Origin of the sequence: Streptomyces sp. NPDC091279 (genome assembly GCF_044757465.1) — a bacterium.
Classification (GTDB): Bacteria; Actinomycetota; Actinomycetes; order Streptomycetales; family Streptomycetaceae; genus Streptomyces.
On sequence record NZ_JBIVVA010000007.1, the window covers coordinates 44,507 to 69,518 of the forward strand.

Below are 25,012 nucleotides of genomic sequence, written 5' to 3' on the forward strand. Positions count from 1 at the left end.
ACCGGCGTCACCCCGGACCGGGTGTACCCGGCCTTCTTTGTCCGGACCGCACCAAGCCCCCGTTCCCCCCTTTGTCGTCCACGGACGGTGTCCCCCGCCCGCGCCCCGGGTTAGCGTCGCTCTGTCCCCGACCGTCCTCGACCCGCGGAGTCCCATGAGCACCGCCCTCGCCCCCACCACCCGCTCCGGCCAGGTCCTCGCCGACCTGCTCCCGGCCTCCCGCGTCCGTGAGGTGGCCCTCGTCGTCGGTGGCGCCGTGCTCACCGGCGTCGCCGCCCAGATCGCCGTGCCCGTGCCGGGCTCCCCGGTGCCGGTGACCGGCCAGACCTTCGCCGCGCTCCTCGTCGGCACCGCGCTCGGCGCCAGGCGCGGCTTCTTCGCGCTCGCCCTGTACGCGCTGGCCGGTGTCGTCGGCATGCCGTGGTTCGCGGAGGGCGGTTCCGGGGCGGGCGGGGCCGCGTTCGGGTACATCATCGGCCTGATGCTGGCCGCGACGGCCGTCGGCGCCCTGGCCCGGCGCGGAGCGGACCGCTCGGTGCTGCGGATGGCGGGCACGATGCTGGTCGGCGAGGCGATCGTCTACGCGATCGGCGTTCCCTACCTCGCGTACGCCGCTGACCTGTCCACGTCGGCGGCGCTCGCGGCGGGCCTCACGCCGTTCCTGATCGGGGACGCGCTGAAGGCCGTGCTGGCGATGGGCGTGCTGCCGACGGCGTGGAAGCTGCTCGACAGGCGCTGACGTCATCGACGTCGACCGGATGGTGTCGGCATCGACGAACGCGAGAGAGGCTCGCCGGATTCGCTCCGGCGAGCCTCTCTCACGTCGGTGAGTACCTCTAACGACCGTTAGCGGCTCTCAGCCGCCCCCAGGACCACTGCCCGCACAGTCAGGACCACTGCCCTCAGTCAGGACCACTGCCCTCAGTGCTCGGTCGCCCTCAGTGCTCGGTCGCCGACGAGGCGGCCGCGACCTTCGGCCCGTTCGGCCCGTTCGGCCCCTTGGGACCGCCGTCGATGCCGTCACCCCTGCCGCCGCCGCGCACCTTCTCCTTCACGAAGGCGATGACGAGGACGACCGCCGCGACCAGCAGCGACAGCAGCATCGTCTCGCGGCCGTCGTGCTCGGTGTCGGTGAGCATGTAACCGAGGATGAAGACGATCAACGCGGCCGTCGCCCAGGTCAGATACGGGTACAGCCACATCTTCACGACGAGCTTCTCCGGCGCCTCGGCCTGGATGATGCGCCGCATCCGCAGCTGCGAGAAGCAGATGACCAGCCACACGAACAGGGCCACCGCGCCACTGGAGTTGACCAGGAAGAGGAAGACCGAGTCGGGGAACTTGTAGTTGAAGAACACGGCGACGAAGCCGAAGACGACCGATGACACGATGGCCGCCATCGGCACGCCCCGGCTGGTGGTCCGCGCGAACGCCTTCGGCGCGTCCCCGCGCTCACCGAGCGAGAACGCCATCCGAGAGGCCGTGTACAGACCGGAGTTGAGGCAGGACAGCACCGACGTCAGCACGATGAAGTTCATGATCTGACCGGCGTGCGCGATGCCCAGCGAGTCCAGGGCCGCGACGTAGGAGCCCTTCTCGGCGATCGACGGGTCGTTCCACGGCAGCAGCGCGACGACGACGAAGATCGAGCCCAGGTAGAAGACGCCGATCCGCCAGATGATGCTGTTGGTCGACTTCGTCACCGCGCGCTGCGGGTCCTCCGACTCGCCCGCGGCCAGCGTCGCGATCTCGCTGCCCATGAAGGAGAACACCACGAGCAGCACGCCGGTGAGGATCGCGCCGGGACCGTGCGGCAGGAAACCGCCGTGCTCGGTGAGGTTGCCGAGCCCCGCCTTGTCGCTGTGGACGCCCGGCAGCACGCCGAACACCGCGAGCAGGCCGATCACCACGAACGCGCCGATCGCCACGACCTTGATCCCGGCGAACCAGAACTCGAACTCACCGTAGGAGCCCACCGAGATCAGGTTGGTGGCGGTGAGCACGGTCATCACGATCAGCGCCCAGCCCCACTGCGGGACGGCCGGAATCCAGCCCTCCAGGATCTTGGCGCCCGCGGTGGCCTCCACGGCGAGCACCACGACCCAGAAGAACCAGTACAGCCACCCGATGGAGAACCCGGCCCAGCTGCCGAGGGCGCGGTCCGCGTGCGCGGAGAACGAACCGGACGTCGGGTTCGCGGCGGACATCTCGCCGAGCATCCGCATCACGAGCACCACGAGGGTGCCGACGAGGGCGTACGACAGCAGGATGCCCGGGCCCGCGGTGGCGATACCGGTGCTGGAGCCGACGAAGAGTCCGGCCCCGATGACGCCGCCGATGGCGATCATCGACAGATGTCGGTTCTTGAGTCCTGCTTGGAGTCCGGTCATGGGGGGAGTTCCTTTGCGCCGGGGTGAGGTCCCGCGGAGGGCGCGGCTCTACACCTGCGTACGAGCCGCGTACGAATCGGTCCAGTGAATCGGAGGCAAAGGAATAGTTGAACCTTTGAATCCGGATCGTTACTTGAGGTTTATTTGAGGTTTTCCCGAGGTTAGCGTGGGATTGCGCACAGTGGCCGAAACTCTGCGTCCCGGCACCCGACGCTGCTTCCCCGTAACGGCCGTGTCACACTCGGACCCATGCGCGTGTACATCGGCTCCGACCATGCCGGCTTCGAGCTCAAGAACCACCTCGTCGAGTGGCTGACGTCAGCCGGCCACGACCCCGTCGACTGCGGCCCGCACATCTACGACGCCCAGGACGACTACCCGCCCTTCTGCCTGCGCGCCGCCGAGCGCACGGCCGCGGACCCGGACGCCCTCGGCATCGTGATCGGCGGCTCCGGCAACGGCGAGCAGATCGCCGCGAACAAGGTGAAGGGCGTGCGGGCGGCGCTCGCGTGGAGCGAGGAGACCGCGTCGCTCGGCCGCCAGCACAACAACGCCAACGTCGTCGCCGTCGGCTCCCGTATGCACTCGGCGGAGGACGCGACGACGTTCGTGGCGACGTTCCTCGCCACGCCGTTCTCCGGTGACGAGCGGCATGTGCGGCGGATCGACATGCTGACGGCGTACGAGGCGACGGGGAAGCTGCCGGAGATCCCGGCGCATCATCCGCAGGGCAAGTGAGGGCCTTCCGAGCCGAGCCGCTCAAGTAACCGAGACGGACGGTTGTGGGTGGGAAAAGGCTTTTCGAGCCGAGCCCCTCGACTGAGCGGGACGGGCGGTTGTGGGTGGGAAAGGGCTTTTCGAGGTGAGCTGCTCGACTGACCGGGACGGGTGGCTGTGGGTGGGAAGGAACTGGCAACTGTGCCCGAGGGTCACACAATTCACCGGCTGGCCCAGGACTACGAGGCACGGTTCCAGGGCCGCACGGCCCAGGTGACCAGCCCACAGGGCAAGTTCACAGACGGCGCCGAACTCATCGACGGCACGGAACTCACCCACACCGAGGCCCACGGCAAACACCTCTTCCTGGGGTTCAGGAACGAGACCTGGGTCCACATCCACCTCGGCCTCTTCGGCAAGGTCGGCTTCGGCGACGCCCCCGCCCCACCGCCCACGGACACCGTCCGCCTCCGCCTGACGAACAGCACCTCCTACGTCGACCTGCGCGGCCCGACGACCTGCGCGCTGCTCACGGACGCCGAGAAGCAGGCGATACACGACCGCCTCGGCCCCGACCCGCTGCGCGCCGACGCCGACCCGCAGGCGGCGTTCCGGCGCATCTCCCGCAGCCGCACGACCGTCGCCGCGCTCCTCATGGACCAGAAGATCATCGCGGGCGTCGGCAACGTCTACCGCGCCGAGGTCCTCTTCCGGCACGGCATCGACCCCTACCGCGCGGGCCGCGACCTCACCCCCGCCGAGTGGGACGCCGTCTGGTCCGACCTGGTCGCCCTCATGCGCGACGGCGTCCGCGACAACCGCATCGACACCGTCCGCCCCGAACACACCCCGGAGGCGATGGGCCGCCCGCCCCGCGTCGACGACCACGGCGGCGAGGTCTACGTGTACCGCAGGGCGAACATGCCCTGCCACCTCTGCGGCACCCCCGTCCGCACCGCCGAACTCGCCGCCCGCAACCTCTTCTGGTGCCCCACCTGCCAGATCCGCTGACGCTCCGTCAGAACATGTGCGGCAGCCACGGTTTCACCGTCGACGCGAACGCCACCGACGCCCGCTCCAACGCCCCCGCCCGCACCTCCCGCACCAGCCCGGCCGCGCCAAGCGCCCCGAGCGTCGTCCCGCCGAGGTACCCGGCGCCCAACTCCCGTACCGACAGGGCGAGATCGGCCGCGTCCCCGGTGCGCTCGCAGCGCGCCCCCGTCGTATCCCCGGACAGCCGCCAACGCCCCGAGTTCCAGGGGCAGAAGGCGTCCTCCACGTCCAACACCACGTCCACCGGCGCCTGGTAGGCCCGCGCCCCGAGCGCCGCGCCGACGTCCACGAGCCGGACATGCAGCGAGTCCCGGACACGCACCCCGCAACGCCGGATGTCGGACACCAGATACTGCCACGCCTCGTCCAACGGCCGCCCGCGCGCCACGAGTTGAGAGGTCAGGTCGATGTCGAACAGGAACCGCCACACCGCCGCGTGCGCCGCCGGGTCCAGCGCCTCGGTGTCCTGGAGGAGGACCGTCCCATGGTGCCCGGACGTCTCCCACCGGGGCCGCACCCTGAACCGCGCGTACCCGACGACCTCCCCCGCCCGCTCCGCCACCACGCACTGCAACGCCGACGCCCCGTCCCGCCCGCTCGCCGGGTCGAGCAGCCCGAGCCGCTCCCAGCCGGGCAGCCGCGCGACCATCCCGGGACGCCGCCCGACCGTGCGCGCGTACACCGCCTCGCACGCGTCGACGACATCGGCGGGCTCGGCGTACCGCAGCCGTACGCCGTCCGTCCCCGGCGGCACCGACAGCCGCACCCGCGCCGTGTCGACCTCGGCGTTGACGTGATACGTGCCGACGCCGTACCCGAACCGGCCGTAGATCGCCGGCTCCGACGCCGTCAGCACCGCCAACGGCCACCCCAGGGCCCGCACCTCGTCGAGCTGCCGGCGCATCATCGACGTCAGCAGCCCGCGCCGGCGATGCGTCGCGGCGACCGAGACCATCGTCACACCGGCCGCCCGCACCGCCGTTCCACCAGGAACCGTCAGCCGGAAACTGAACGCCCCCGCCGTCCCCACGCACGCGTCGCCGTCCCACGCCCCGAAGCTGTGCTCGAACTCGGTCAGATCACGCCACAGCGCACGTTCCTCGGGCGCTTCGGGAACCCCGCCGAAGGCCCGTTCCAGGGAGGCGTACCAGGTGTCCCATACGTCTCGCTCAAGTGGTCGAAGGATCGTTCCATCGGGGGGCCGTACCGTCGTCTCAGTCGCCATGGATGCATGCCTATCAGGGCATTTCGGGGCGGTCCAGGGAATTTCGCCTTGGGGGCGACGAGAGGGCGTTTCGTGAAGTTCACTGTGAAGTCCAGCCTCGGACGGGGGACAAGTAGGACCTCCCGTGCCAAGCAGCTGGTCCGATGGATAGGGTCCCGAACTAATGCCAGCAGGACGAGAACCGCGCGCGGCGGCCGACACGTTCATGGCCCGGTTGAAGATGCAGTGGCACCGGGCCCGCGTCGGCCTGCGCAGAAGCGCCGTCGACTACTTCCGCGGCGACGGTTCCGACTGGATCGCCCTCGCCGGGCTGCTCCTCACCGTGCCCCTCATCGCGGCCACCACCCTCGTCAACTCGGTCTGGTGCTCGCCCGCCGCCCTGGTCCTGCCGATCGTCGCCGGCGGACTGCTGCTGCGCCCCGCCAGCCTGCTCACCCTCTACGCCGCCTCGGCCACCGCGCTGATCGTCGAGTCCATCCGCCTCGGCCCCTACACCGAGGGCGCCTCCCGGGTCACCCCCGGCGTGGTCCTGGTGGTCGCCGCCTGCGGCTTCTTCGGGCTGCTTGTCGCGCAGTTCCGCAGCCGGGTCGGGGTGCCCTGGCGGCGCGGCGGCACGATGCTCTTCGACCTGCGTGAACGTATCCGGGTGCAGAGCAAGTTGCCCAAGCTGCCGGGTGGCTGGCACCACGAGATGGCGCTGCGCCCGGCCGGCGGCCAGTCCTTCTCCGGCGACTTCGTGGTCGCCGCGCGCACCAACGCCGGCCGGACCATGGAGGTCGTCCTCACCGACGTCTCCGGCAAGGGCATGGACGCGGGGTCGCGTGCGCTGCTGCTGTCCGGGGCGTTCGGCGGGCTGCTCGGTTCGCTGCCGCCGCACGCGTTCCTGCCCGCCGCCAACGGCTATCTGCTCCGCCAGGACTGGGACGAGGGGTTCGCGACCTCCATCCACCTGGTCCTCGATCTCGACTCCGGGGACTACGAGTTGTACTCCGCGGGCCACCCGCCGGGGCTTCAGCTCAGCGCGGGCAGCGGGCGTTGGGAGGAGAAGGCGGCCGAGGGTCCGCTCCTCGGGGTCTACGACGGTGCCCAGTTCGACCCCGTGAAGGGGTCGCTGCGGCCCGGGGACGTACTGATGCTCTTCACCGACGGTCTGGTGGAGACGTCGGAACGGGACATCGTCGAGGGCATAGACCGTCTCACCGGTGAGGCGGACCGCTACGTGGCCGGTGGCTTCCACGGCGCCGCCTGGCACCTCATCGAGGCGGTCGCCAAGGACGTCAACGACGACCGAGCCCTCCTCCTCATCTGCCGAGAAGGCCCAACAGCCCCCCACCCCACCCCCCACTAACCAACCCCCCTCCGCCGGGTACGGCCCCGCGGAGGCTGGCCGCGCAAGCCGCCCTTCAAGCAACGCCGGGCGCCTGTTGAGACACGGCTGGGCAACGCCGTTAAGGGGCGCGGGGCTGTGTCGATATGCGGCTCCGCCGCGCGGGCGCGACCAGCCACGACGCGCCCGCGGTCGACGAACTGGCCGCCACCACATACCCCCCAGGGGCGCGGGGAACTGCGCGCTCAGCCACGACGGACCTGCGGCCAATGAACCGCCCGCCACCAAGTACCCCCCCAGGGGCGCGGGGCTGTGTCGATATGCGGCTCCGCCGCGCGGGCGCGACCAGCCACGACGGACCCGCGGTCGACGAACCTGCCGTCACCACGTACCCCCCCCACGCGCCCGCAGGCGGCGAACCGCCCGGTTTCTACGGGGCCTTGGGGCCGGAGTCCAGGTCCGTGACCAGGCCGCGGAGCAGGGGCCCGTACTCGGGGTGGGCAAGGGCGGAGGCCATCTGCGCGACCAGATAATCCGCAGGGTTACCGGTGTCGTACCAGCGCCCCTGAATCACCTGCCCATACACCGCCCGCGTCGACGCATACGCATTCAACGCGTCGGTGAGATAGATCTCCCCCTCCTGCTTCTCGTACCACCGCCGCGTCTGCTCCCGCAGCTCATCGATGATCCCCGGCGTGACGACATACCCCCCGATCGCCGCGTACGAGGACGGCGCGTCCGCAGGCTGCGGCTTCTCCACCAGCCCGGTGATGCGGAGCAACCCGTCACCGAGGTCCTCCTTGACGATCGGCACGCCATAGCGCTGCGAGTCCACCGGGTCCATCGGCAGCAGCGCCAGCACCGGGCACGCCGTCTGCTCGTACGCCCGGATCAACTGCTGCGCCCGCGGCACCTCGGCCACGAACACGTCGTCCGGCCAGAGCACCAGCACCGGTTCGTCACCGATGTTGCGGGCGGCGTTCAGAACGGGCGTGCCGTTGCCGTACGGACCGTGCTGGTCGAGGTAGGTGATGTGGCCCCGGCGGGCCAGCTCGGCGACCTCCTCCACCGCGTCCGCGTACGCCGTCTTGCCGTCGGCCCGCAACTGGGAGACCAGCGCAGGATTCGGCCGGAAGTGCTCCTGGATGAGGCTCTTGCCGCCGGAGACCACGATCGTGATGTCCGTGATGCCGCTGTCCACCAGCTCACGCACGGTGTGTTCGATCACCGGCTTGTCACCGACCGGCAGCATCTCCTTCGGCGTCGCCTTGGTCAGCGGCAGCAGCCGGGAGCCGAGTCCGGCGGCGGGGATCACGGCCCTGCGGATCGTGGGGGGCATCAGACCACTCTCGTTCGAGGGAAGCCGCGCCGACCGACACGGCCCACGCCGAAGCTACCAACGTCGGCCCCCGCCCCGGACAGGGGACACCGGGCACCTTCCTTGGGCACACTGGCCGGATGAACGATGCCCCCGCCCCGTTGCTGACCACGGCCGAGGTCGAGACGCTCGCCCGCGCCGCGCACGCCGGCCAGACCGACAAGGCGGGCCGCCCCTACGCCGAGCACCTCGCCGCCGTCGCCGCCGGAGTCCGCGCGCGGGGCGGCGACGACGCCCAGCTCGCGGCAGCCTGGCTGCACGACGCGGTGGAGGACGCCATGCTGTCCGAACGGTGGCTCCAGGAGGCCGCGTTGAGCCCCCGCACCAAGGCTGTCGTGCTCGCGGTCACCAAGCGGGCGGGGGAGAGCCCCGAGGCGTACGCGGGGCGCATCCTGGCCACCCCGGGCGCCCTCCTGGTGAAGGAGGCGGACCTCGCCCACAACGCCGACCCGGCCCGCCTCGCCCGTCTCAGCGACGCGGCGACCCGGAAACGACTGACCGAGAAGTACGCACGGATGCGCGCACTTCTCGGTCTGGAAGAGCAGTCGTCCTAGGACCTGTCCGGGCCCTGGCGGCGGGCCCGGTCTAGGACTTCGCGCCGGCCGGTCGGCGGTCGCGGTCACGCTGCTCGCGCTCCCGTGCCCCCTCGGCCGCGTCCTGCTTGAAGGCCCACTTCATCTCGGGCTCCATCACGCACCGGAACACCCGGCGCACCGGCGCCGTACAGAGCAGGGTGACGATGACGCCGAAGGCGACGGTCACGAGGATCTCGCCGAGCGGCCCGTGCAGCCACCCCGGCTCGAACCAGCCGTAGAAGTCACCGGCCTTCACCACGAAGCCGTGCAGCAGATAGCCGTACAGCGTGCCCGCGCCCAGGGTCGTGAACCACATCCTGCGGCCCGGCACCCAGGAGAAGAAGCAGGCGGTCAGCAGCAGCGAGCAGCCGAACAGGGCCAGCACCATGACCGGACCGCTCCACCACGGCGCGTCCAACTCCTGGGCGGCGTCACGGTGGTAGAACCACGCGGTGTTCATGCGGGGCACCGCCCACCAGCCGACGGCCAGCGCGGCGGCGAACACCGGCACCGACAGCATCCGCATCCGGCGGTTGCGCACCATCTTGAAGTGCTCGGGCTTCAGACACAGGCCCAGCACGAAGAACGGCAGGAACTGCAAGACCCGTTGCAGGTCGAGGTCGTCGCCGATCTCCGGCGACACGGACGCCAGCATCGAGACGCCGAGCGCGACCGGCAGCGGCCAGCGCAGGGAATTCCACAGCGGCGTCGTCAGCCGCCAGATGAACAACGCGACCAGGAACCAGGTGAGATACCAGGGGTCGAGCAGGCTGATCGCCATCCCCGGATCATGGTCGCCGTACTTCTTGAAGAGGCTGTACGCGGTCTCGAACACGAGGTACGGGACCGCGACCCCGGTGACCAGTCGGCGCAGACGGTCGGGGCGCATGTCGAAACTGCGGGAGAAATAGCCGGAGATGACGATGAAGGCCGGCATGTGGAACGCGTACACGACGGTGTACACGGCTTCCAGGGTGCGGCTGTCACCCTTGAGCGGTTCCCAGGAGTGGCCCATCGCGACCAGCACGATGGCCAGGTATTTGGCGTTGTCGAAGAACGCGTCCCGCTGCTTGCCGGGGGGCGCGGGTCTGGCCGACTTCGCCGTGCGGGGAGTGGGGTCCGACGCCGTCGACGGCGTGGCCGTGGGCAGTGGTGCGCTGGTATGGCCTGGTGAGCGCAGCGAGTTCGTCACCGAACCTCACCCCGGAAGCCGGGGGAGACGATATCGGCACTCGCTGCGTACGCGGGGGACGAGGCAGCGTTGAACATCTGAGGCACCCTAGCGTTGTCCATGGGATTACGTAAAACCGTCCACGTCATTCGTGGTTCTGCCTCCGTATACCCCGGATTCAGGAAACATGACATCGCGTCGCACCTGACCGTCTTGTCGTGACTCATCCCTACTAAACATCGCATAAGGCCAGCGGGCGACTCCGGTGCAATGACCGTTTGGTCATCCTCCGTTGACCCGTCTGTTGACCCGTCGCGGAAAGCGCCGACCGGTCCGCGGCCCGAATTCGAAATGCCTGCGAACGCGATGTGTGGGCATGGAAACGATCCGGCCTATTTATCCGGACGGCCGTGTCCGGACGGGGTGTTGACCGGCCGGTCGGAGCCGTCGGGGCACACGGCGGGCGCAAAGCTCCGGCACAGGTGTCGCCCCTGATGTCCCACCAGCCGCATACGAGGGCCCTGTTGGTGGCACGATGGTTCTGGCGGGAGTGCACGGGGTTGTCCCCTGTGCCGGGTGAGCGGACAGATCAAGGGTGTGATCAGTTGTGGCCATTTCACTGTCGGTCGTGCTGTTGTTGGCGATCATTCTGGTGGTACTGATCCGGGGAGGTTCCATCAAGGCCGGACCGGCCGTCGTGGCGATCCTCTTCGGGTTCTTCCTCGCGTCGAGCGGCATGGCCCCCTCGATCCAACGCTTCCTGAACTCGATAGCGGAGACGGTCAACTCCATCAGCTTCTGACCAGCGCCCCGGCGGTCCCGGCGGTCCTGTCGGCCTCACCACCCCCGCGCACGCGAACGGGGCCGGACCGGAGGACGTGCCTCCGATCCGGCCCCGGACCGAACAGAGCGGGCGACGGGAATCGAACCCGCGTAGCTAGTTTGGAAGACTAGGGCTCTACCATTGAGCTACGCCCGCACAGTGCGTACCGCGGGTCATCGACCCCGGCACTGAAGGCATCGTAGCGGTTCGACCCCGGTCACCGCACACCCCTTCCGCGTCGGCCTCCCGGCCCTCGCGAGGGCGGCGGACGGAAGGGGGCTGCCCCGCTGTCGCCGGGCATGTACCCTACGTGTCGCACCAGACGGGGTGTGGCGCAGCTTGGTAGCGCGTCCGCTTTGGGAGCGGAAGGCCGTGGGTTCAAATCCCGCCACCCCGACCACGACCGGTCAAGACCGGTCACCCGCGCGATCACCTCGCGTGATCGCCTTTGGGGCGTGTCGCCGCTGCCGTTACTATGCAAGCTGCACGCCCGTGTGCCTCTCCAATGAAGTTCTCCGGGCGGCGATCCGCCGGACCGTTCTGGTTCCGGCAGAAACCGAGAAGTCAGCCACAAGGAGACCGAACCGTGAAGAGCGCCGTGGAGACCCTGAACCCGACTCGGGTTCGGCTCACTGTCGAGGTGCCCTTCGAGGAGCTCAAGGACAGCCTCGACGCGGCGTACAAGAAGATCAACCAGCAGGTCACGGTGAAGGGCTTCCGCAAGGGCAAGATCCCCGCCCGCGTCATCGACCAGCGGTTCGGCCGCGGTGCGGTCCTGGAGGAAGCGGTCAACGACGCGCTCCCGAAGTTCTACACCGACGCCGTCAACGAGGCCGACCTGAACGTCCTGGGCCAGCCCGAGGTCGACATCACCGAGCTGAAGGACGGCGAGACGCTGAACTTCACCGCCGAGGTCGACATCCGCCCCGAGATCGAGATCCCGGACTACTCCGGCATCGCGGTCGAGGTCGACGCCGTCGAGGTCACCGAGGAGGACATCGACAAGTCGGTCGAGCAGCTCCGCGAGCGCTTCGCCACCACCTCCCCGGTCGAGCGCGCCGCCGCCGACGGCGACGTCCTCACGGTGGACCTGGAGGCCAAGGTCGACGGCGAGATCCTGGAGGACGGCGTCGCCAGCGGCGTCTCCTACACGATCGGCTCCGGCGAGCTGCTGGAAGGTATCGACGACGCCGTCAAGGGCCTGGAGGCCGGTGGCGAGACCACCTTCACCTCCGAGCTGAAGGGCGGCTCCGCCGCCGGGCGCGAGGCCGAGGTCACCGTCAAGGTCACCCAGGTCGCCGCCCGCGAACTGCCCGAGCTGGACGACGAGTTCGCGCAGCTCGCCTCCGAGTTCGACACCCTGGAGGAGCTGCGCGCCGACAGCCGCAAGCGCCTGGAGAACATGAAGCAGTACGACCAGGCCACGCAGGCCCAGGAGCGCGTCCTGGAGCAGCTGCTCGAACTGGTCGAGGTGCCCGTCCCCGAGAAGCTTCTCGACGACGAGATCAACACCCGCAAGCACAACCTGGAGCACCACCAGCTCCAGCAGATGGGTCTCGACCTCCCGAAGTACCTGGAGATCCAGGGCAAGACGGAGGAGGAGTTCGACACCGAGACCCGTGAGGCCGCGGTCAAGGGCATCAAGACCCAGTTCGTCCTGGACGAGCTGGTCAAGCGGGAGAAGCTGAACGTGAACCAGGAGGAGCTCACCGAGCACCTGCTGCGCCGCGCCTCCTCCTCCGGCATGTCCCCCGACCAGTTCGCGCAGGCCGTCGTCGAGGGTGGTCAGGTGCCGCTCCTGGTCGGCGAGGTCGCCCGCGGCAAGGCGCTGGCCGTCGTCGTCGAGGCCGCCACGGTCAAGGACACCAACGGCGAGGTCGTCGACCTCGACGACGAGGAAGAGGGCACGGAGGGCGCCGAGGCCGCTGAGGCCGACGCGACCGCCGAGCCGGTCGAGGCCGCCGACGCCGACGCCGTCAAGGCGGACGACAAGGCCGCGGAGAAGACCGAGGGCTGAGTCCCGCGGCGCCTTCTCGAAGGACGGACGACGGGCCCCCGGGGACTTCCCTGGGGGCCCGTCGGGCTACGCCCCCGGCGAACACTCCCATATCCGGGATTCCCCGAAGGGACCAGCGCGTTAGGGTCCATGAATACGAGGGCAGGGGAGTCCCCGATTAGCGCCGGACGGCCCCCAGGCCCCGGCAGAAAACGTGAGACGGCCCGGCGCCGTCGTAAGACGAGCAGGTGGATACGTGACGAATCTGATGCCCTCCGCCGCCGGCGAGCCTTCCTTCGGTGGCCTCGGCGACCAGGTCTACAACCGACTGCTCGGCGAGCGGATCATCTTCCTCGGCCAGGCGGTCGACGACGACATCGCCAACAAGATCACCGCACAGCTTCTGCTCCTTGCCGCCGAACCCGACAAGGACATCTACCTCTACATCAACAGCCCCGGCGGCTCGATCACGGCCGGCATGGCGATCTACGACACCATGCAGTACATCAAGAACGACGTGGTGACGATCGCCATGGGCCTCGCCGCCTCCATGGGTCAGTTCCTGCTCAGCGCGGGAACGCCGGGCAAGCGCTTCGCGCTCCCGAACGCCGAGATCCTGATCCACCAGCCCTCCGCAGGACTGGCCGGTTCGGCCTCCGACATCAAGATCCACGCGGAGCGGCTGCTGCACACCAAGAAGCGCATGGCGGAGCTGACCTCCCAGCACACCGGTCAGTCGTTCGAGGAGATCACCCGCGCCTCCGACCGCGACCGCTGGTTCGACGCCGACGAGGCCAAGGAGTACGGCCTCATCGACGAGGTCATCACGACGGCAGCCAACATGCCGGGCGGCGGCGGCACCGGGGCCTGAGACCCCTGCAAGCCCCCAGCCGACCGCCTCAGCCTCTAGGAGAGAGACAGTGAACGACTTCCCCGGCAGCGGCCTGTTCGACCGCACGCGCGCCGAGTACACGGGCCCCACGGCGGAGTCCCGCTACGTCATCCCGCGCTTCGTGGAGCGCACCTCGCAGGGTGTGCGCGAGTACGACCCGTACGCGAAGCTCTTCGAGGAGCGGGTGATCTTCCTCGGCGTCCAGATCGACGACGCCTCCGCCAACGACGTCATGGCGCAGCTGCTGTGCCTGGAGTCGATGGACCCCGACCGGGACATCTCGATCTACATCAACAGCCCCGGCGGCTCCTTCACGGCGCTCACCGCGATCTACGACACCATGCAGTTCGTGAAGCCCGACATCCAGACGGTCTGCATGGGCCAGGCGGCCTCCGCCGCGGCGATCCTGCTGGCGGCCGGCACCCCGGGCAAGCGCATGGCCCTGCCGAACGCGCGCGTCCTGATCCACCAGCCCTACAGCGAGACCGGCCGCGGTCAGGTCTCCGACCTGGAGATCGCCGCCAACGAAATCCTCCGGATGCGTTCGCAGCTGGAGGACATGCTGGCCAAGCACTCGACCACGCCGATCGAGAAGATCCGCGAGGACATCGAGCGCGACAAGATCCTCACGGCCGAGGAGGCCCTCTCGTACGGCCTCGTCGACCAGATCATCTCCACCCGGAAGATGAACAACGAGTCCGTCCGCTAGCGGAGGCTGTATCGTCTGCCGCTCCTTGGCACGGAGCGCGTGAGAGGGCCCGGTAAACGGGCACCAGGAAGTGAACCGTGCCAAGGGGGGCCCGAACGGGGGGCTCGGCAAGGTACCGTCGGATGAAGGCAGCACCAGGAGCCGCTGGACCTAGGCGTCTCCCAGGCGAAGGGGAAGCACACCGTGGCACGCATCGGTGACGGCGGCGATCTGCTCAAGTGCTCGTTCTGCGGCAAGAGCCAGAAGCAGGTCAAGAAGCTCATCGCAGGGCCTGGTGTGTACATCTGCGACGAGTGCATCGACCTCTGCAACGAGATCATCGAAGAGGAACTCGCGGAGACGAGCGAGGTGCGCTGGGAGGAACTCCCCAAGCCCCGCGAGATCTACGAGTTCCTTGAGGGCTATGTCGTCGGCCAGGAGTCGGCGAAGAAGGCCCTGTCGGTGGCGGTCTACAACCACTACAAGCGGGTCCAGGCCGGTGAGAACAGCGCGGGTTCCGGCCGCGACGACGCGATCGAGCTGGCGAAGTCCAACATCCTGCTGCTCGGCCCCACCGGCTCCGGCAAGACCCTGCTGGCCCAGACGCTGGCCCGGATGCTGAACGTCCCGTTCGCGATCGCCGACGCGACCGCGCTGACGGAGGCCGGCTACGTCGGCGAGGACGTCGAGAACATCCTCCTGAAGCTCATCCAGGCCGCCGACTACGACGTCAAGAAGGCCGAGACGGGCATCATCTACATCGACGAGATCGACAAGGTCGCCCGGAAGAGCGAAAACCCGTCGATCACCCGCGATGTGTCCGGCGAGGGCGTCCAGCAGGCGCTGCTGAAGATCCTGGAGGGCACCACCGCCTCCGTCCCGCCGCAGGGCGGACGCAAGCACCCGCACCAGGAGTTCATCCAGATCGACACGACGAACGTCCTGTTCATCGTGGGCGGCGCCTTCTCCGGTCTGGAGAAGATCATCGAGTCGCGGGCCGGCGCCAAGGGCATCGGCTTCGGCGCGACGATCCGCTCCAAGCGCGAGCTGGACGCCAAGGACCAGTTCGAGGACGTCATGCCCGAGGACCTGGTCAAGTTCGGCATGATCCCCGAGTTCATCGGCCGGCTCCCCGTCATCACCGCGGTCCACAACCTCGACCGCGAGGCGCTCCTCCAGATCCTCGTCGAGCCGCGCAACGCCCTGGTCAAGCAGTACCAGCGCCTCTTCGAACTCGACGGTGTGGAGCTGGACTTCGAGCGGGAGGCGCTGGAGGCCATCGCCGACCAGGCCATCCTGCGCCAGACCGGCGCGCGCGGCCTGCGCGCCATCATGGAGGAGGTCCTCCAGGCGGTCATGTACGAGGTCCCGTCCCGCAAGGACGTGGCCCGGGTCGTCATCACCGCCGATGTCGTCCGCTCCAACGTCAACCCGACGCTGATCCCGCGCGACGCGCGCGGCCGCGGCCCGGGCGAGCAGAAGACGGCGTAACTCCCGCCGCAGGCAAGCGAACACCAGCACAGGCACCCGGACGGGGCCCCGGTCGACCGACCGACCGGGGCCCCTTCTTCCTGTCCGGCGCTGCTTCCTCTCCGGTGCGCTGCGGTCAGGCCTTCACGCGCACGTCGTTGCGGAGCTTGGCGGCGAGGTCCGCGGTGTCGGCGATGGAACCGCCCGAGCCCGTGGCCAACGACGCGAGGCTGAGCGCCGACACATAGGCGGCCGTGCTGTGGTCGCCCCAGACGCACAGGGGCATCGTCACGGTCTTCGGCACGGTCGACGAGGTGCCGCTGTCGACGTTGTCGATCTGCGCCATCTGGCACTTCATGATGCCGCCCGAGAAGCCGGTCGGTGTGACCGTCTCGGGGCTGCCGATCAGCTTGGTGCTGGACGTCGAACTCGACTTCTCCGTCTGCGCCTTGCTCTGCGCGAACATCCCGTCCACGACGGCCTCGGGGTCGTCGATGGTCCCGTAGACCCCGCCGAAGCTCATGCTCTTGGTGGCCGCGCCGGTGCCGGACGTGTACCCGGCGCTGGCCTTCTGGGGGTTCTTCACGCCCCACTTCTCGAAGTCCGCGGTGTCCGAGTCGGTGAGGCTGCTGGAGGAGCTGGAGTTGGCTATCTTCGTGTAGGCCCCGTCGAGCACCGTCTCCGGTGTCGTCAGCTTGTGGGCACCGTCGTTGGGGATGGCCGAGCCGCCGCCGCTGCCACTGCTGCCGCCGAACACGAAGTAGGTGCCCACCGCGATCGCGGCCACGACCGCGAGCCCGCCGACGATCAGGCCCGCCTTCTTGCCGCCCCCGGAGGCCGGCGGCTGCGGGACCCCGTAGGGCTGCTGCCCGTAAGGGCCCTGCGGCGGGACGCCCGGCTGGCCGTAGGGACCCTGCGGATAGGCGTACCCCGGCTGCTGCTGCGGGTAGCCCGGCTGGGCCGGCGGGGCCTGCTGCGGGTAGCCGTAACCGGGCGGCGGCGGGGGAGCCTGCTGGGGGTACCCGTAACCGGGCTGGGGCGCGGGAGCCTGCGGAGGCGCTCCGTACGGGCCCGGCTGGCCGTAAGGACCGGGCTGCTGAGGCTGTCCGCCGTACGGGCCCGGCTGGTTGTGACTCATCTCTGGGTTCCCCTCCAGAAGCTTTATGCGTTCCTGACATCTTTGCTCAGCACCGGTCCCACCAGCGCATCAGGGTGGCCGCCTTTACGAGATGAAACGCGTTTCGGGACTGCCCCGTGACACCCCTAAACTGAGCCCGTGACCGAGAACGCTCAGCAGCAGCCCACCGCGCCCGACTCCGAACTGCCGACCCAGTACGCGCCGGCCGAGGTAGAGGGGCCGCTGTACGAGCGCTGGGTGGAGCGGGGCTACTTCGAGGCGGACGCGACGAGCGACAAGCCGCCGTTCACCGTCGTCATCCCGCCGCCGAACGTCACCGGGAGCCTGCACCTCGGGCACGCCTTCGAGCACACCATCATCGACGCCCTGACCCGTCGCAAGCGCATGCAGGGCTTCGAGACGCTGTGGCAGCCGGGCATGGACCACGCCGGTATCGCCACCCAGAACGTCGTCGAGCGCGAGCTGGGCAAGGAGGGCACGTCCCGCCACGACCTGGGCCGTGAGGCATTCGTCGAGCGGGTCTGGAAGTGGAAGGGCGAGTCCGGCGGCCAGATCAGCGGCCAGATGCGCCGCCTCGGCGACGGCGTCGCGTGGTCGCGCGAACGCTTCACCATGGACGAGGGCCTGTCCCAGTCCGTCCAGACCATCTTCAAGAAGCTCTACGACGACGAGCTGATCTACCGCGCCGAGCGCATCATCAACTGGTGCCCCCGCTGCCTCACCGCGATCTCCGACATCGAGGTCGAGTACCAGGACGACGACGGCGAACTCGTCTCCATGCAGTACGGCGAGGGCGACGACACCATCGTCGTCGCCACCACCCGCGCCGAGACGATGCTCGGTGACACCGCCGTCGCCGTCCACCCCTCCGACGAGCGGTACAAGCACCTCGTCGGCAAGCTCATCAAGCTGCCGCTGACGGACCGTTCGATCCCGGTCGTCGCGGACGAGCACGTCGACCCCGAGTTCGGCACGGGCGCCGTCAAGGTGACCCCGGCGCACGACCCGAACGACTTCGAGATCGGCCGGCGCCACGACCTGCCGGCCCTCACGGTCATGGACGAGCACGCCGTCATCACCGTCCCCGGCCCCTTCCAGGGTCAGGACCGCCTCGAAGCCCGCTCGGCGATCGTCGCCGCGCTGCGCGCCGAGGGCCGGATCGTCGCGGAGAAGCGCCCCTACGTCCACTCCGTCGGCCACTGCTCCCGGTGCAAGACCACCGTCGAACCGCGCCTGTCCATGCAGTGGTGGGTCAAGGTCGGCCCGCTCGCGCAGGCCGCCGGTGACGCGGTCCGCGACGGCCGGGTCACCATCCACCCGCAGGAGATGGAGAAGCGGTACTTCGACTGGGTCGACAACCTCCACGACTGGTGCATCTCACGGCAGTTGTGGTGGGGCCACCGCATCCCCGTCTGGTACGGCCCGAACGGCGAGGTCGTCTGCGTCGGCCCCGACGACGAGGCTCCCAGCGGCGAGGGCTGGCACCAGGACACGGACGTCCTGGACACCTGGTTCTCTTCGGGCCTGTGGCCGTTCTCCACCCTCGGCTGGCCCGAACAGACCGATTCGCTCGCGAAGTTCTACCCGAACTCCGTCCTGGTCACCGGCTACGACATCCTCTTCTTCTGGGTCGCCCGGATGATGATGTTCGGCCTCTACGCGATGGACGGCACCCCGCCGTTCCACACCATCGCCCTGCACGGCATGGTCCGCGACCAGTTCGGCAAGAAGATGTCCAAGTCCTTCGGGAACGCGGTCAATCCGCTCGACTGGATGGACAAGTACGGCTCCGACGCGCTCCGTTTCACCCTCGCGCGCGGCGCCAACCCGGGCGTCGACGTCCCGATCGGCGAGGACTGGGTCCAGGGCTCGCGCAACTTCGCCAACAAGATCTGGAACGCCACGCGCTTCGCGCTCATGAACGGCGCGACGGTCGAGGGGCCGTTGCCGGACGCGTCCGCGATGTCCGCGACCGACCGCTGGATTCTCTCCCGCCTGAACTCGGTGATCGCCGAAGTCGACGCGTTCTACGAGGACTTCCAGTTCGCGAAGCTCTCCGACGCGCTCTTCCACTTCGCGTGGGACGAGGTCTTCGACTGGTACGTCGAGCTGTCCAAGACCACGTTCATGGCGGGCGGCGAGCCCGCGAAGGTCTCCGGCCGGGTCCTGGGCGAAGTCCTCGACGTCACCCTGAAGTTGCTGCACCCGATCGTCCCGTTCGTCACGGAGACGCTGTGGACGACGCTCACCGGCGGGGAGTCGGTCGTCATCGCCGAGTGGCCCAAGGACAGCGGGTTCCGGGACGCGGGGGCGGAGCGGGAGATCGAGTCCCTCCAGTCCGTCATCACCGAGGTGCGGCGCTTCCGCGCGGACCAGGGTCTTCAGCCGGGGCAGCGGGTTCCGGCCCGCCTGGTCCTCGACGGTACGGCTCTCGCGCCGCACGAGGCGGCCATTCGGCAGTTGCTGCGGCTTCAGCCCGAGGGTGACGCGTTCACGGCGACGGCGACCTTGCCGGTCGCGGGGGCCGAGGTCGCCCTCGATCTCTCCGGCACGATCGACATCGCCGCCGAGCGGAAGCGGCTTGCCAAGGACCTCGCCGCCGCGGAGAAGGAGAAGGCCCAGGCGAGTGCCAAGCTCGGCAACGAGGCGTTCTTGGCCAAGGCGCCGGACAATGTCGTGGACAAGATCCGCGGCCGGCTCTCCAAGGCCGACGCGGACATCACCCGCCTCCAGACCCAACTCAACAACTTGCCCAAGGCCTAGCCCACCCGAACCCTTCACAGAACAGACAGCCCGTCCGCCTGCGGGCCCCTGAAGGAACAGGCAGTTCGTCGGGCGCGGGCCCGCTGTGGCTGGTCGCGCAGTTCCCCGCGCCCCTGAAAAACGGGCAGTTCGTCCGCCTGCGGGTCCGTTGTGGCTGGTTGCGCAGTTCCCCGCGCCCCTGGACAGGACGGGTGGTTCGTTGGGTGCGGGCCCGCTGTGGCTGGTCGCGCAGTTCCCCGCGCCCCTGGAAAAGCAGGCTGTTTGTCGGGTGCGGGGCCGTAGTCGGTACGGCTCCGGGCTCCGCTTAAAGCGCGGAGGCCGCTCGGGTTTTGCTTTTAGGGGCGCGGGGAACTGCGCGGGCAACCACGACGGACCCGCACTCGCCCACGGACCGGTCTGTGTCTTTGAGGGGCGCGGGGAACTGCGCGGGCAACCACGACGGGCCCGCACTCGCCCACGGACCGGTCTGTGTCTTTGAGGGGCGCGGGGAACTGCGCGAGTAACCACGACGGGCCCGCACTCGGCCATGGACCGGTCTGTGTCTTTGAGGGGCGCGGGGAACTGCGCGAAAGGCCACGGCGGGCCCGCAGTCGGGCGGCGGCCGTCAGCCCCACCCCGGGGGCGCGGGGAGCTGCGCGGGCGGCTGCGGCGGGCCCGCAGGGGGACAGTGGACGTCAGCCCAGGGGCGGGGCCCAGAGGTGGGCGGTAGGTGGAGGGTGGGGGCTCCGTAGACTGGGGGTGTGAGCACCCTCCCCCCGGATAACGACCCCTTTGATGAGATTGTCGGCGCGGAGACCGACCGCGACCCCGACCTCGCCGTCATCGAGGCCGGCAGCCGCACCCTCCGCACCCAGTCCCCCCCGCCGGAGGCCGACGTCCCGGCCCGCCCCGCCGACCCGGAAGTGGACCGCGCCCTGCGCGAGGTGGAGACGGAACTCGCCGGCCGCTGGGGCGAGACCAAGCTGGAACCGTCCGTCACGAGGATCGCCGCGCTGATGGACGTCCTGGGCGACCCCCAGCGCTCCTACCCCTCCATCCACATCACCGGCACCAACGGCAAGACCTCCACCGCCCGCATGATCGAGGCCCTCCTCAGCGCGTTCGAGCTGCGCACCGGCCGCTACACCTCGCCGCACGTGCAGTCGGTGACCGAGCGGATCAGCCTGGACGGCGCCCCGGTCTCCGCCGAGCGGTTCATCGAGACGTACGAGGACATCAAGCCGTACGTGGAGATGGTCGACGCCCAGCAGGAGTACCGGCTCTCCTTCTTCGAGGTGCTCACCGGCATGGCCTACGCGGCCTTCGCGGACGCGCCCGTCGACGTGGCCGTCGTCGAGGTCGGCATGGGCGGCACCTGGGACGCGACGAACGTGATCGACGGGGACGTCGCCGTCGTCACGCCCATCGACCTCGACCACACCGACCGGCTGGGCGAGACGCCCGGCGCGATCGCGGGGGAGAAGGGCGGGATCATCAAGCAGGACGCCACCGTGATCCTCGCCCAGCAGCCGGTGGACGCGGCCCAGGTGCTGCTGAAGAAGGCCGTGGAGGTGGACGCGACGGTCGCCAGGGAGGGCCTGGAGTTCGGCGTCGTCGCCCGCCAGGTCGCCGTCGGCGGACAACTGGTCACCCTGCGCGGCCTGGGCGGCGAGTACCCGGAGATGTTCCTCCCGCTGCACGGCGCCCACCAGGCGCACAACGCGGCGGTCGCGCTGGCCGCGGTCGAGGCGTTCTTCGGCGTCGGCTCCAACCGCCCCGAGCCGCTCGACCTCGACACGGTCCGCAAGGCCTTCGCGTCGGCGTCCTCGCCGGGCCGCCTCGAAGTCGTCCGGCGCTCCCCGACCGTCGTCCTGGACGCCGCCCACAACCCGGCCGGCGCGCGGGTCACGGCCGAGGCCGTCGGCGAGGCGTTCGACTTCAGCCGGCTCATCGGCGTCGTCGGCGCGAGTGCCGAGAAGAACGTGCGCGGGCTGCTGGAGGCGTTCGAGCCGGTCTTCGCCGAGGTCGTCGTCACGCAGAACTCCAGCCATCGCGCGATGGACACCGACGAGCTGGCCGCGATCGCCGTCGAGGTGTTCGGCGAGGAGCGCGTCCAGGTCGAACCGCGGCTGCCGGACGCCCTGGAGGCCGCGATCACGCTGGCCGAGGAGGAGGGCGAGTTCAGCGGCGGCGGCGTTCTCGTCACCGGTTCCGTCATCACCGTCGGCGAGGCCCGACTGCTGCTGGGAAGGGGCTGAGCCCTGTGCGTACGCTCTGCGCGTCGACGTTGATCGGTGAATTCTTTGTGGTGGGTTTCGCCGGGCTCGTCGCCATGAAGGACCCCGATCTCGCCATGTCCACCGTGTGGACGGTCAGCGGGATCGCGATGGCGGTGTGCGTGCTGCTGTGCGGTGTGGTGACCAGGCCCGGCGGGGTCGCCCTCGGCTGGGCGTTCCAGGTCGCGCTGATCGCCTCGGGGTTCGTCGTCCCCACGATGTTCCTCATGGGCCTCGTGTTCGCCGCCCTGTGGTGGGCCTCCGTCCACTACGGCCGCAAGATCGACGAGGCGAAGGCGAGGTTCGCGGCACAGGCGGCCTCCGTCGAGGCTGACGCTGTGTGACAGAGGTCGCGACACGCCGGGTAACCTCGTCTTCTCCGCACCACTCTTGACTTGAAGGAGCCCGCCCGTGAGCCAGCGCACCCTCGTTCTGCTCAAGCCCGACGCCGTCCGGCGCGGTCTGACCGGCGAGATCATCAGCCGGATCGAGCGCAAGGCCGACTGGCGGATCAGCGCGCTGGAGCTGCGCACCCTCGACCAGGACACGCTGGAGCAGCACTACGGAGAGCACCAGGGCAAGCCTTTCTACGAGCCGCTCGTCGAGTTCATGGCGTCCGGGCCCGTCGTCGCGCTCATCGTCGAGGGGGAGCGGGTCATCGAGGGGGTGCGCGCGCTGGCCGGGCCGACCGACCCGATCGCCGCCGCGCCCGGCTCCATCCGGGGCGACTACGGTGTCATCGTGCGGGAGAACCTGATCCACGCCTCCGACTCCGAGGAGTCCGCCGAGCGCGAGGTGAAGCTGTTCTTCCCTGGCCTGAACTGACCCCCAGAAGGACGGTATGGCGGCGGCGATCGGGGGAACCCACACCCCCGAACGCCCGTCTCCGCAAGCGAAGCCACACATCATCTGCTGACAATGGCGAAGACCCTCACGCAGTGTTCGTGCAGGCGCGTCTACGATGGAAGCCTTCACGCCACAGCACCCACTTCGCCGACCTGAAAAGCCCTCAGAAGCTACCCAGGGAAGGCCAGACGAATCCTGATGGGGAACTCAATGTCGTTCATCGGCCGTGACATGGCTGTCGACCTCGGGACCGCCAACACGCTGGTGTACGTCAGGGGTCGCGGGATCGTCCTCAACGAGCCGTCCGTCGTCGCGATCAACACCAATACCGGTGGAATCCTCGCGGTCGGCGCCGAGGCCAAGAAGATGATCGGCCGCACCCCCGGCAACATCGTCGCGGTACGTCCGCTGAAGGACGGCGTCATCGCCGACTTCGAGATCACCGAGCGGATGCTCCGCTACTTCATCCTCAAGATCCACAAGCGCCGCTACCTGGCCCGCCCGCGCGTCGTGGTCTGCGTGCCCTCGGGCATCACCGGAGTCGAGCGCCGCGCGGTCATCGAGGCGTCGTCGCAGGCCGGCGCCCGCCAGGTGCACATCATCGAGGAGCCCATGGCCGCGGCCATCGGTTCCGGGCTGCCGGTCCACGAGGCCACCGGCAACATGGTGGTGGACATCGGCGGCGGCACCACCGAGGTCGCGGTGATCTCGCTCGGCGGCATCGTCACCGCCCAGTCCATCCGGGTGGCCGGCGACGAGCTGGACAACGCGATCATCCAGCACATCAAGAAGGAGTACTCGCTCCTCCTCGGTGAGCGCACCGCCGAACAGATCAAGATCACCATCGGCTCCGCGTACGACCTCGACGCCGACGAGCACACCGAGATCCGCGGCCGGGACCTGGTCTCCGGGCTGCCCAAGACGGTCGTCATCTCGGCCGGCGAGGTCCGCAAGGCCATCGAGGAACCGGTCAACGCGATCGTCGACGCCGTCAAGACCACCCTCGACAAGTGCCCGCCCGAGCTGTCCGGCGACATCATGGACCGGGGCATCGTGCTGACCGGCGGCGGCGCCCTGCTGCGCGGCCTGGACGAGCGGCTGCGCCGGGAGACCGGCATGCCGATCCACATCGCCGAGGACCCGCTGGACAGCGTCGCGCTGGGCTCCGGCAAGTGCGTCGAGGAGTTCGAGGCGCTCCAGCAGGTGCTGGACGCCCAGCCGCGCAGATGACGTGACTCGTCGATTCCGCCGTACGAGACGAACTCCTCTCGTGCGGCGGATCGTTGATATCGAGGCACCACACACCCGCACATTCCTATGAGGAAGGCACGGCCGCCGCACGTGAGGGACACACGAGAGAGCCGGCTGCTCCTGGTGCTGCTGATCGCCGTCGCGTTCGCGCTGATCACGGTGGACATCCGCGGCGGGGAGGACTCACCGGTCGACGGTGCCCGCCAGGTCGCGGCCACGGTGTTCGGCCCGATCGAGAACGGCGTCTCCACCGCGGTCGACCCGGTCGGCAACGCCGTCTCGGCGATCCGCGACTCCGGGGACCGGCACGACCGGCTCGCCCGCCTGGAGAAGGAGAACGCGGCCCTCAAGGCGAGCCTCGGCAGCGACTCCCGCTCCCGCAGCCGTCTGAGGCAGCTCGACAAGATCCTGAAGCTCTCCGGGGAGGGCCAGTACGGCATCAAGGGCGCCCAGGTCATCGGGATAGGAGCGGCCCAGGGCTTCTCCTGGACCGTCACCCTCGACGTCGGCGCCAGTGACGGCATCAAGCGGGACATGACCGTCCTGAACGGCGACGGACTCGTCGGCCGGGTCACCACGGTCGGCCCGCACACCTCCACCGTGCTGCTCGCCAACGACCCCGACTTCACCGTCGGCACCCGTATGGAGGGCAACGACGAACTGGGCTTCGCCACCGGACAGGGCGACCGCGCCCTGCGCGTCGAACTCCTCAACGGCAAGTCCGAGGTGAAGAAGGGCGACCGGCTGGTCACCTTCGGCTCGCACGCCGACCGCCCGTTCGTGCCCGGCGTCCCGGTCGGCACCGTCTCCCGCGTCGACCCCGCCGGCGGCGGCCTCACCCGCACCCTCTACGTCACGCCGTACGTCAGCTTCACCAACCTCGACGTCGTCGGTGTCGTCGTGGAGGCCCCGAAGCAGGACCCGCGGGACACGGTGCTCCCGAAGAAGCCCGAGCCGACCCCCACCCCGACGGTCACGGTGACGGTCACCCCGTCGGCCGAAGCCCCCGTCGACGGCCAGCAGCAAGAGCAGCAGTAGGAGCTGGAGTTCCCCC

21 protein-coding genes and 2 tRNA genes are annotated in these 25,012 nt (G+C 69.4%); 17 read left to right on the forward strand and 6 right to left on the reverse strand.

Translation table 11 applies throughout. The features are described 5' to 3' along the window. The first annotated feature begins 154 nt into the window (after positions 1–154). Complete coding sequence (locus ACIQOU_RS18695) at positions 155–739, forward strand: biotin transporter BioY (RefSeq protein WP_401537847.1); 585 nt, start codon at positions 155–157, stop codon at positions 737–739. 199 nt (positions 740–938) lie between these two features. On the opposite strand, the gene ACIQOU_RS18700 is transcribed toward ACIQOU_RS18695, so the two are convergent. Next, the gene (locus ACIQOU_RS18700) at positions 939–2,390 is read right to left on the reverse strand and encodes an amino acid permease (RefSeq protein ID WP_401537848.1); all 1,452 of its coding nucleotides are present in this window, start codon (positions 2,388–2,390) and stop codon (positions 939–941) included. Positions 2,391–2,639: 249 nt separating this feature from the next. Here ACIQOU_RS18700 and ACIQOU_RS18705 point away from each other — a divergent pair, with 249 nt between their 5' ends. Then, entirely contained in the window at positions 2,640–3,128 is a 489-nt protein-coding gene (locus ACIQOU_RS18705; protein ID WP_401537849.1) for a ribose-5-phosphate isomerase, read from the forward strand. Positions 3,129–3,308: 180 nt separating this feature from the next. Continuing rightward, the gene (locus ACIQOU_RS18710) at positions 3,309–4,118 is read left to right on the forward strand and encodes an Fpg/Nei family DNA glycosylase (RefSeq protein ID WP_401537850.1); all 810 of its coding nucleotides are present in this window, start codon (positions 3,309–3,311) and stop codon (positions 4,116–4,118) included. A gap of 7 nt (positions 4,119–4,125) precedes the next feature. Here the strand turns inward: ACIQOU_RS18710 and ACIQOU_RS18715 are convergent, their stop codons facing one another. Then, positions 4,126–5,385, reverse strand: a complete 1,260-nt coding sequence (locus ACIQOU_RS18715; protein ID WP_401537851.1) for a GNAT family N-acetyltransferase — start codon at positions 5,383–5,385, stop codon at positions 4,126–4,128. A gap of 163 nt (positions 5,386–5,548) precedes the next feature. Here ACIQOU_RS18715 and ACIQOU_RS18720 point away from each other — a divergent pair, with 163 nt between their 5' ends. Further along, positions 5,549–6,733 carry a PP2C family protein-serine/threonine phosphatase gene (locus ACIQOU_RS18720; protein WP_401537852.1) on the forward strand — a complete coding sequence of 395 codons (1,185 nt, stop codon included), beginning with the start codon at positions 5,549–5,551 and terminating at the stop codon, positions 6,731–6,733. A 409-nt stretch (positions 6,734–7,142) separates the two neighbouring features. On the opposite strand, the gene ACIQOU_RS18725 is transcribed toward ACIQOU_RS18720, so the two are convergent. After that, positions 7,143–8,051: a UTP--glucose-1-phosphate uridylyltransferase gene (locus ACIQOU_RS18725; RefSeq protein WP_401537853.1), complete on the reverse strand. Its 909-nt coding sequence runs from the start codon at positions 8,049–8,051 to the stop codon at positions 7,143–7,145. A 119-nt stretch (positions 8,052–8,170) separates the two neighbouring features. Here ACIQOU_RS18725 and ACIQOU_RS18730 point away from each other — a divergent pair, with 119 nt between their 5' ends. After that, positions 8,171–8,644, forward strand: a complete 474-nt coding sequence (locus ACIQOU_RS18730) for an HD domain-containing protein (RefSeq protein WP_401537854.1) — start codon at positions 8,171–8,173, stop codon at positions 8,642–8,644. A 31-nt stretch (positions 8,645–8,675) separates the two neighbouring features. Here the strand turns inward: ACIQOU_RS18730 and ACIQOU_RS18735 are convergent, their stop codons facing one another. Beyond that, complete coding sequence (locus ACIQOU_RS18735; RefSeq protein ID WP_401537855.1) at positions 8,676–9,857, reverse strand: acyltransferase family protein; 1,182 nt, start codon at positions 9,855–9,857, stop codon at positions 8,676–8,678. Positions 9,858–10,443: 586 nt separating this feature from the next. On the opposite strand from ACIQOU_RS18735, the gene ACIQOU_RS18740 reads away from it, so the two are divergent. After that, positions 10,444–10,638 (forward strand): hypothetical protein, encoded by a 195-nt coding sequence (locus tag ACIQOU_RS18740; protein WP_401537856.1) that lies wholly within the window; start codon positions 10,444–10,446, stop codon positions 10,636–10,638. A gap of 106 nt (positions 10,639–10,744) precedes the next feature. On the opposite strand, the gene ACIQOU_RS18745 is transcribed toward ACIQOU_RS18740, so the two are convergent. Next, positions 10,745–10,815 (reverse strand) — tRNA-Gly (locus ACIQOU_RS18745). A gap of 167 nt (positions 10,816–10,982) precedes the next feature. Between ACIQOU_RS18745 and ACIQOU_RS18750 the strand changes: the two genes are divergently transcribed. The 5 genes from ACIQOU_RS18750 (at position 10,983) to clpX (ending at position 15,726) form a co-directional block, all read left to right on the forward strand. Continuing rightward, positions 10,983–11,059: transfer RNA gene (locus ACIQOU_RS18750), tRNA-Pro, on the forward strand. 186 nt (positions 11,060–11,245) lie between these two features. Continuing rightward, positions 11,246–12,676, forward strand: a complete 1,431-nt coding sequence (gene tig, locus ACIQOU_RS18755; RefSeq protein ID WP_401537857.1) for a trigger factor — start codon at positions 11,246–11,248, stop codon at positions 12,674–12,676. 247 nt (positions 12,677–12,923) lie between these two features. Next, on the forward strand, positions 12,924–13,526 hold the full coding sequence (locus ACIQOU_RS18760; RefSeq protein ID WP_401538208.1) for an ATP-dependent Clp protease proteolytic subunit: 603 nt from the start codon (positions 12,924–12,926) through the stop codon (positions 13,524–13,526). 49 nt (positions 13,527–13,575) lie between these two features. Next, positions 13,576–14,256 (forward strand): ATP-dependent Clp protease proteolytic subunit, encoded by a 681-nt coding sequence (locus ACIQOU_RS18765; RefSeq protein ID WP_401537858.1) that lies wholly within the window; start codon positions 13,576–13,578, stop codon positions 14,254–14,256. Positions 14,257–14,439: 183 nt separating this feature from the next. Continuing rightward, the gene (clpX, locus tag ACIQOU_RS18770; RefSeq protein WP_401537859.1) at positions 14,440–15,726 is read left to right on the forward strand and encodes an ATP-dependent Clp protease ATP-binding subunit ClpX; all 1,287 of its coding nucleotides are present in this window, start codon (positions 14,440–14,442) and stop codon (positions 15,724–15,726) included. Positions 15,727–15,841: 115 nt separating this feature from the next. Here the strand turns inward: clpX and ACIQOU_RS18775 are convergent, their stop codons facing one another. Next, positions 15,842–16,843, reverse strand: a complete 1,002-nt coding sequence (locus tag ACIQOU_RS18775; RefSeq protein ID WP_401537860.1) for a hypothetical protein — start codon at positions 16,841–16,843, stop codon at positions 15,842–15,844. Positions 16,844–16,981: 138 nt separating this feature from the next. Between ACIQOU_RS18775 and ACIQOU_RS18780 the strand changes: the two genes are divergently transcribed. The 6 genes from ACIQOU_RS18780 (at position 16,982) to mreC (ending at position 24,996) form a co-directional block, all read left to right on the forward strand. Beyond that, entirely contained in the window at positions 16,982–19,606 is a 2,625-nt protein-coding gene (locus tag ACIQOU_RS18780; protein WP_401537861.1) for a valine--tRNA ligase, read from the forward strand. A 740-nt stretch (positions 19,607–20,346) separates the two neighbouring features. Further along, positions 20,347–21,843 (forward strand): bifunctional folylpolyglutamate synthase/dihydrofolate synthase, encoded by a 1,497-nt coding sequence (locus ACIQOU_RS18785; RefSeq protein WP_401537862.1) that lies wholly within the window; start codon positions 20,347–20,349, stop codon positions 21,841–21,843. Positions 21,844–21,848: 5 nt separating this feature from the next. Continuing rightward, the gene (locus ACIQOU_RS18790) at positions 21,849–22,205 is read left to right on the forward strand and encodes a DUF4233 domain-containing protein (protein WP_401537863.1); all 357 of its coding nucleotides are present in this window, start codon (positions 21,849–21,851) and stop codon (positions 22,203–22,205) included. A 67-nt stretch (positions 22,206–22,272) separates the two neighbouring features. Further along, positions 22,273–22,686, forward strand: a complete 414-nt coding sequence (gene ndk / locus ACIQOU_RS18795) for a nucleoside-diphosphate kinase (RefSeq protein ID WP_401537864.1) — start codon at positions 22,273–22,275, stop codon at positions 22,684–22,686. Between the two features lie 231 nt (positions 22,687–22,917). Next, entirely contained in the window at positions 22,918–23,937 is a 1,020-nt protein-coding gene (locus ACIQOU_RS18800; RefSeq protein WP_005479350.1) for a rod shape-determining protein, read from the forward strand. Between the two features lie 111 nt (positions 23,938–24,048). Continuing rightward, positions 24,049–24,996 (forward strand): rod shape-determining protein MreC, encoded by a 948-nt coding sequence (mreC, locus tag ACIQOU_RS18805; RefSeq protein ID WP_401537865.1) that lies wholly within the window; start codon positions 24,049–24,051, stop codon positions 24,994–24,996. Positions 24,997–25,012: the final 16 nt, after the last annotated feature.

Bases quoted from the DNA above. Each gene is read 5' to 3' on its own strand.
- ACIQOU_RS18725 (WP_401537853.1), bottom strand. From the start codon at position 8,051: ATGCCCCCCACGATCCGCAGGGCCGTGATCCCCGCCGCCGGACTCGGC.
- ACIQOU_RS18700 (WP_401537848.1), bottom strand. From the start codon at position 2,390: ATGACCGGACTCCAAGCAGGACTCAAGAACCGACATCTGTCGATGATC.
- ACIQOU_RS18730 (WP_401537854.1), top strand. From the start codon at position 8,171: ATGAACGATGCCCCCGCCCCGTTGCTGACCACGGCCGAGGTCGAGACG.
- ACIQOU_RS18705 (WP_401537849.1), top strand. From the start codon at position 2,640: ATGCGCGTGTACATCGGCTCCGACCATGCCGGCTTCGAGCTCAAGAAC.
- ACIQOU_RS18715 (WP_401537851.1), bottom strand. From the start codon at position 5,385: ATGGCGACTGAGACGACGGTACGGCCCCCCGATGGAACGATCCTTCGA.
- ACIQOU_RS18720 (WP_401537852.1), top strand. From the start codon at position 5,549: ATGCCAGCAGGACGAGAACCGCGCGCGGCGGCCGACACGTTCATGGCC.
- ACIQOU_RS18695 (WP_401537847.1), top strand. From the start codon at position 155: ATGAGCACCGCCCTCGCCCCCACCACCCGCTCCGGCCAGGTCCTCGCC.
- ACIQOU_RS18760 (WP_401538208.1), top strand. From the start codon at position 12,924: ATGCCCTCCGCCGCCGGCGAGCCTTCCTTCGGTGGCCTCGGCGACCAG.
- ACIQOU_RS18800 (WP_005479350.1), top strand. From the start codon at position 22,918: ATGTCGTTCATCGGCCGTGACATGGCTGTCGACCTCGGGACCGCCAAC.
- ACIQOU_RS18775 (WP_401537860.1), bottom strand. From the start codon at position 16,843: ATGAGTCACAACCAGCCGGGCCCGTACGGCGGACAGCCTCAGCAGCCC.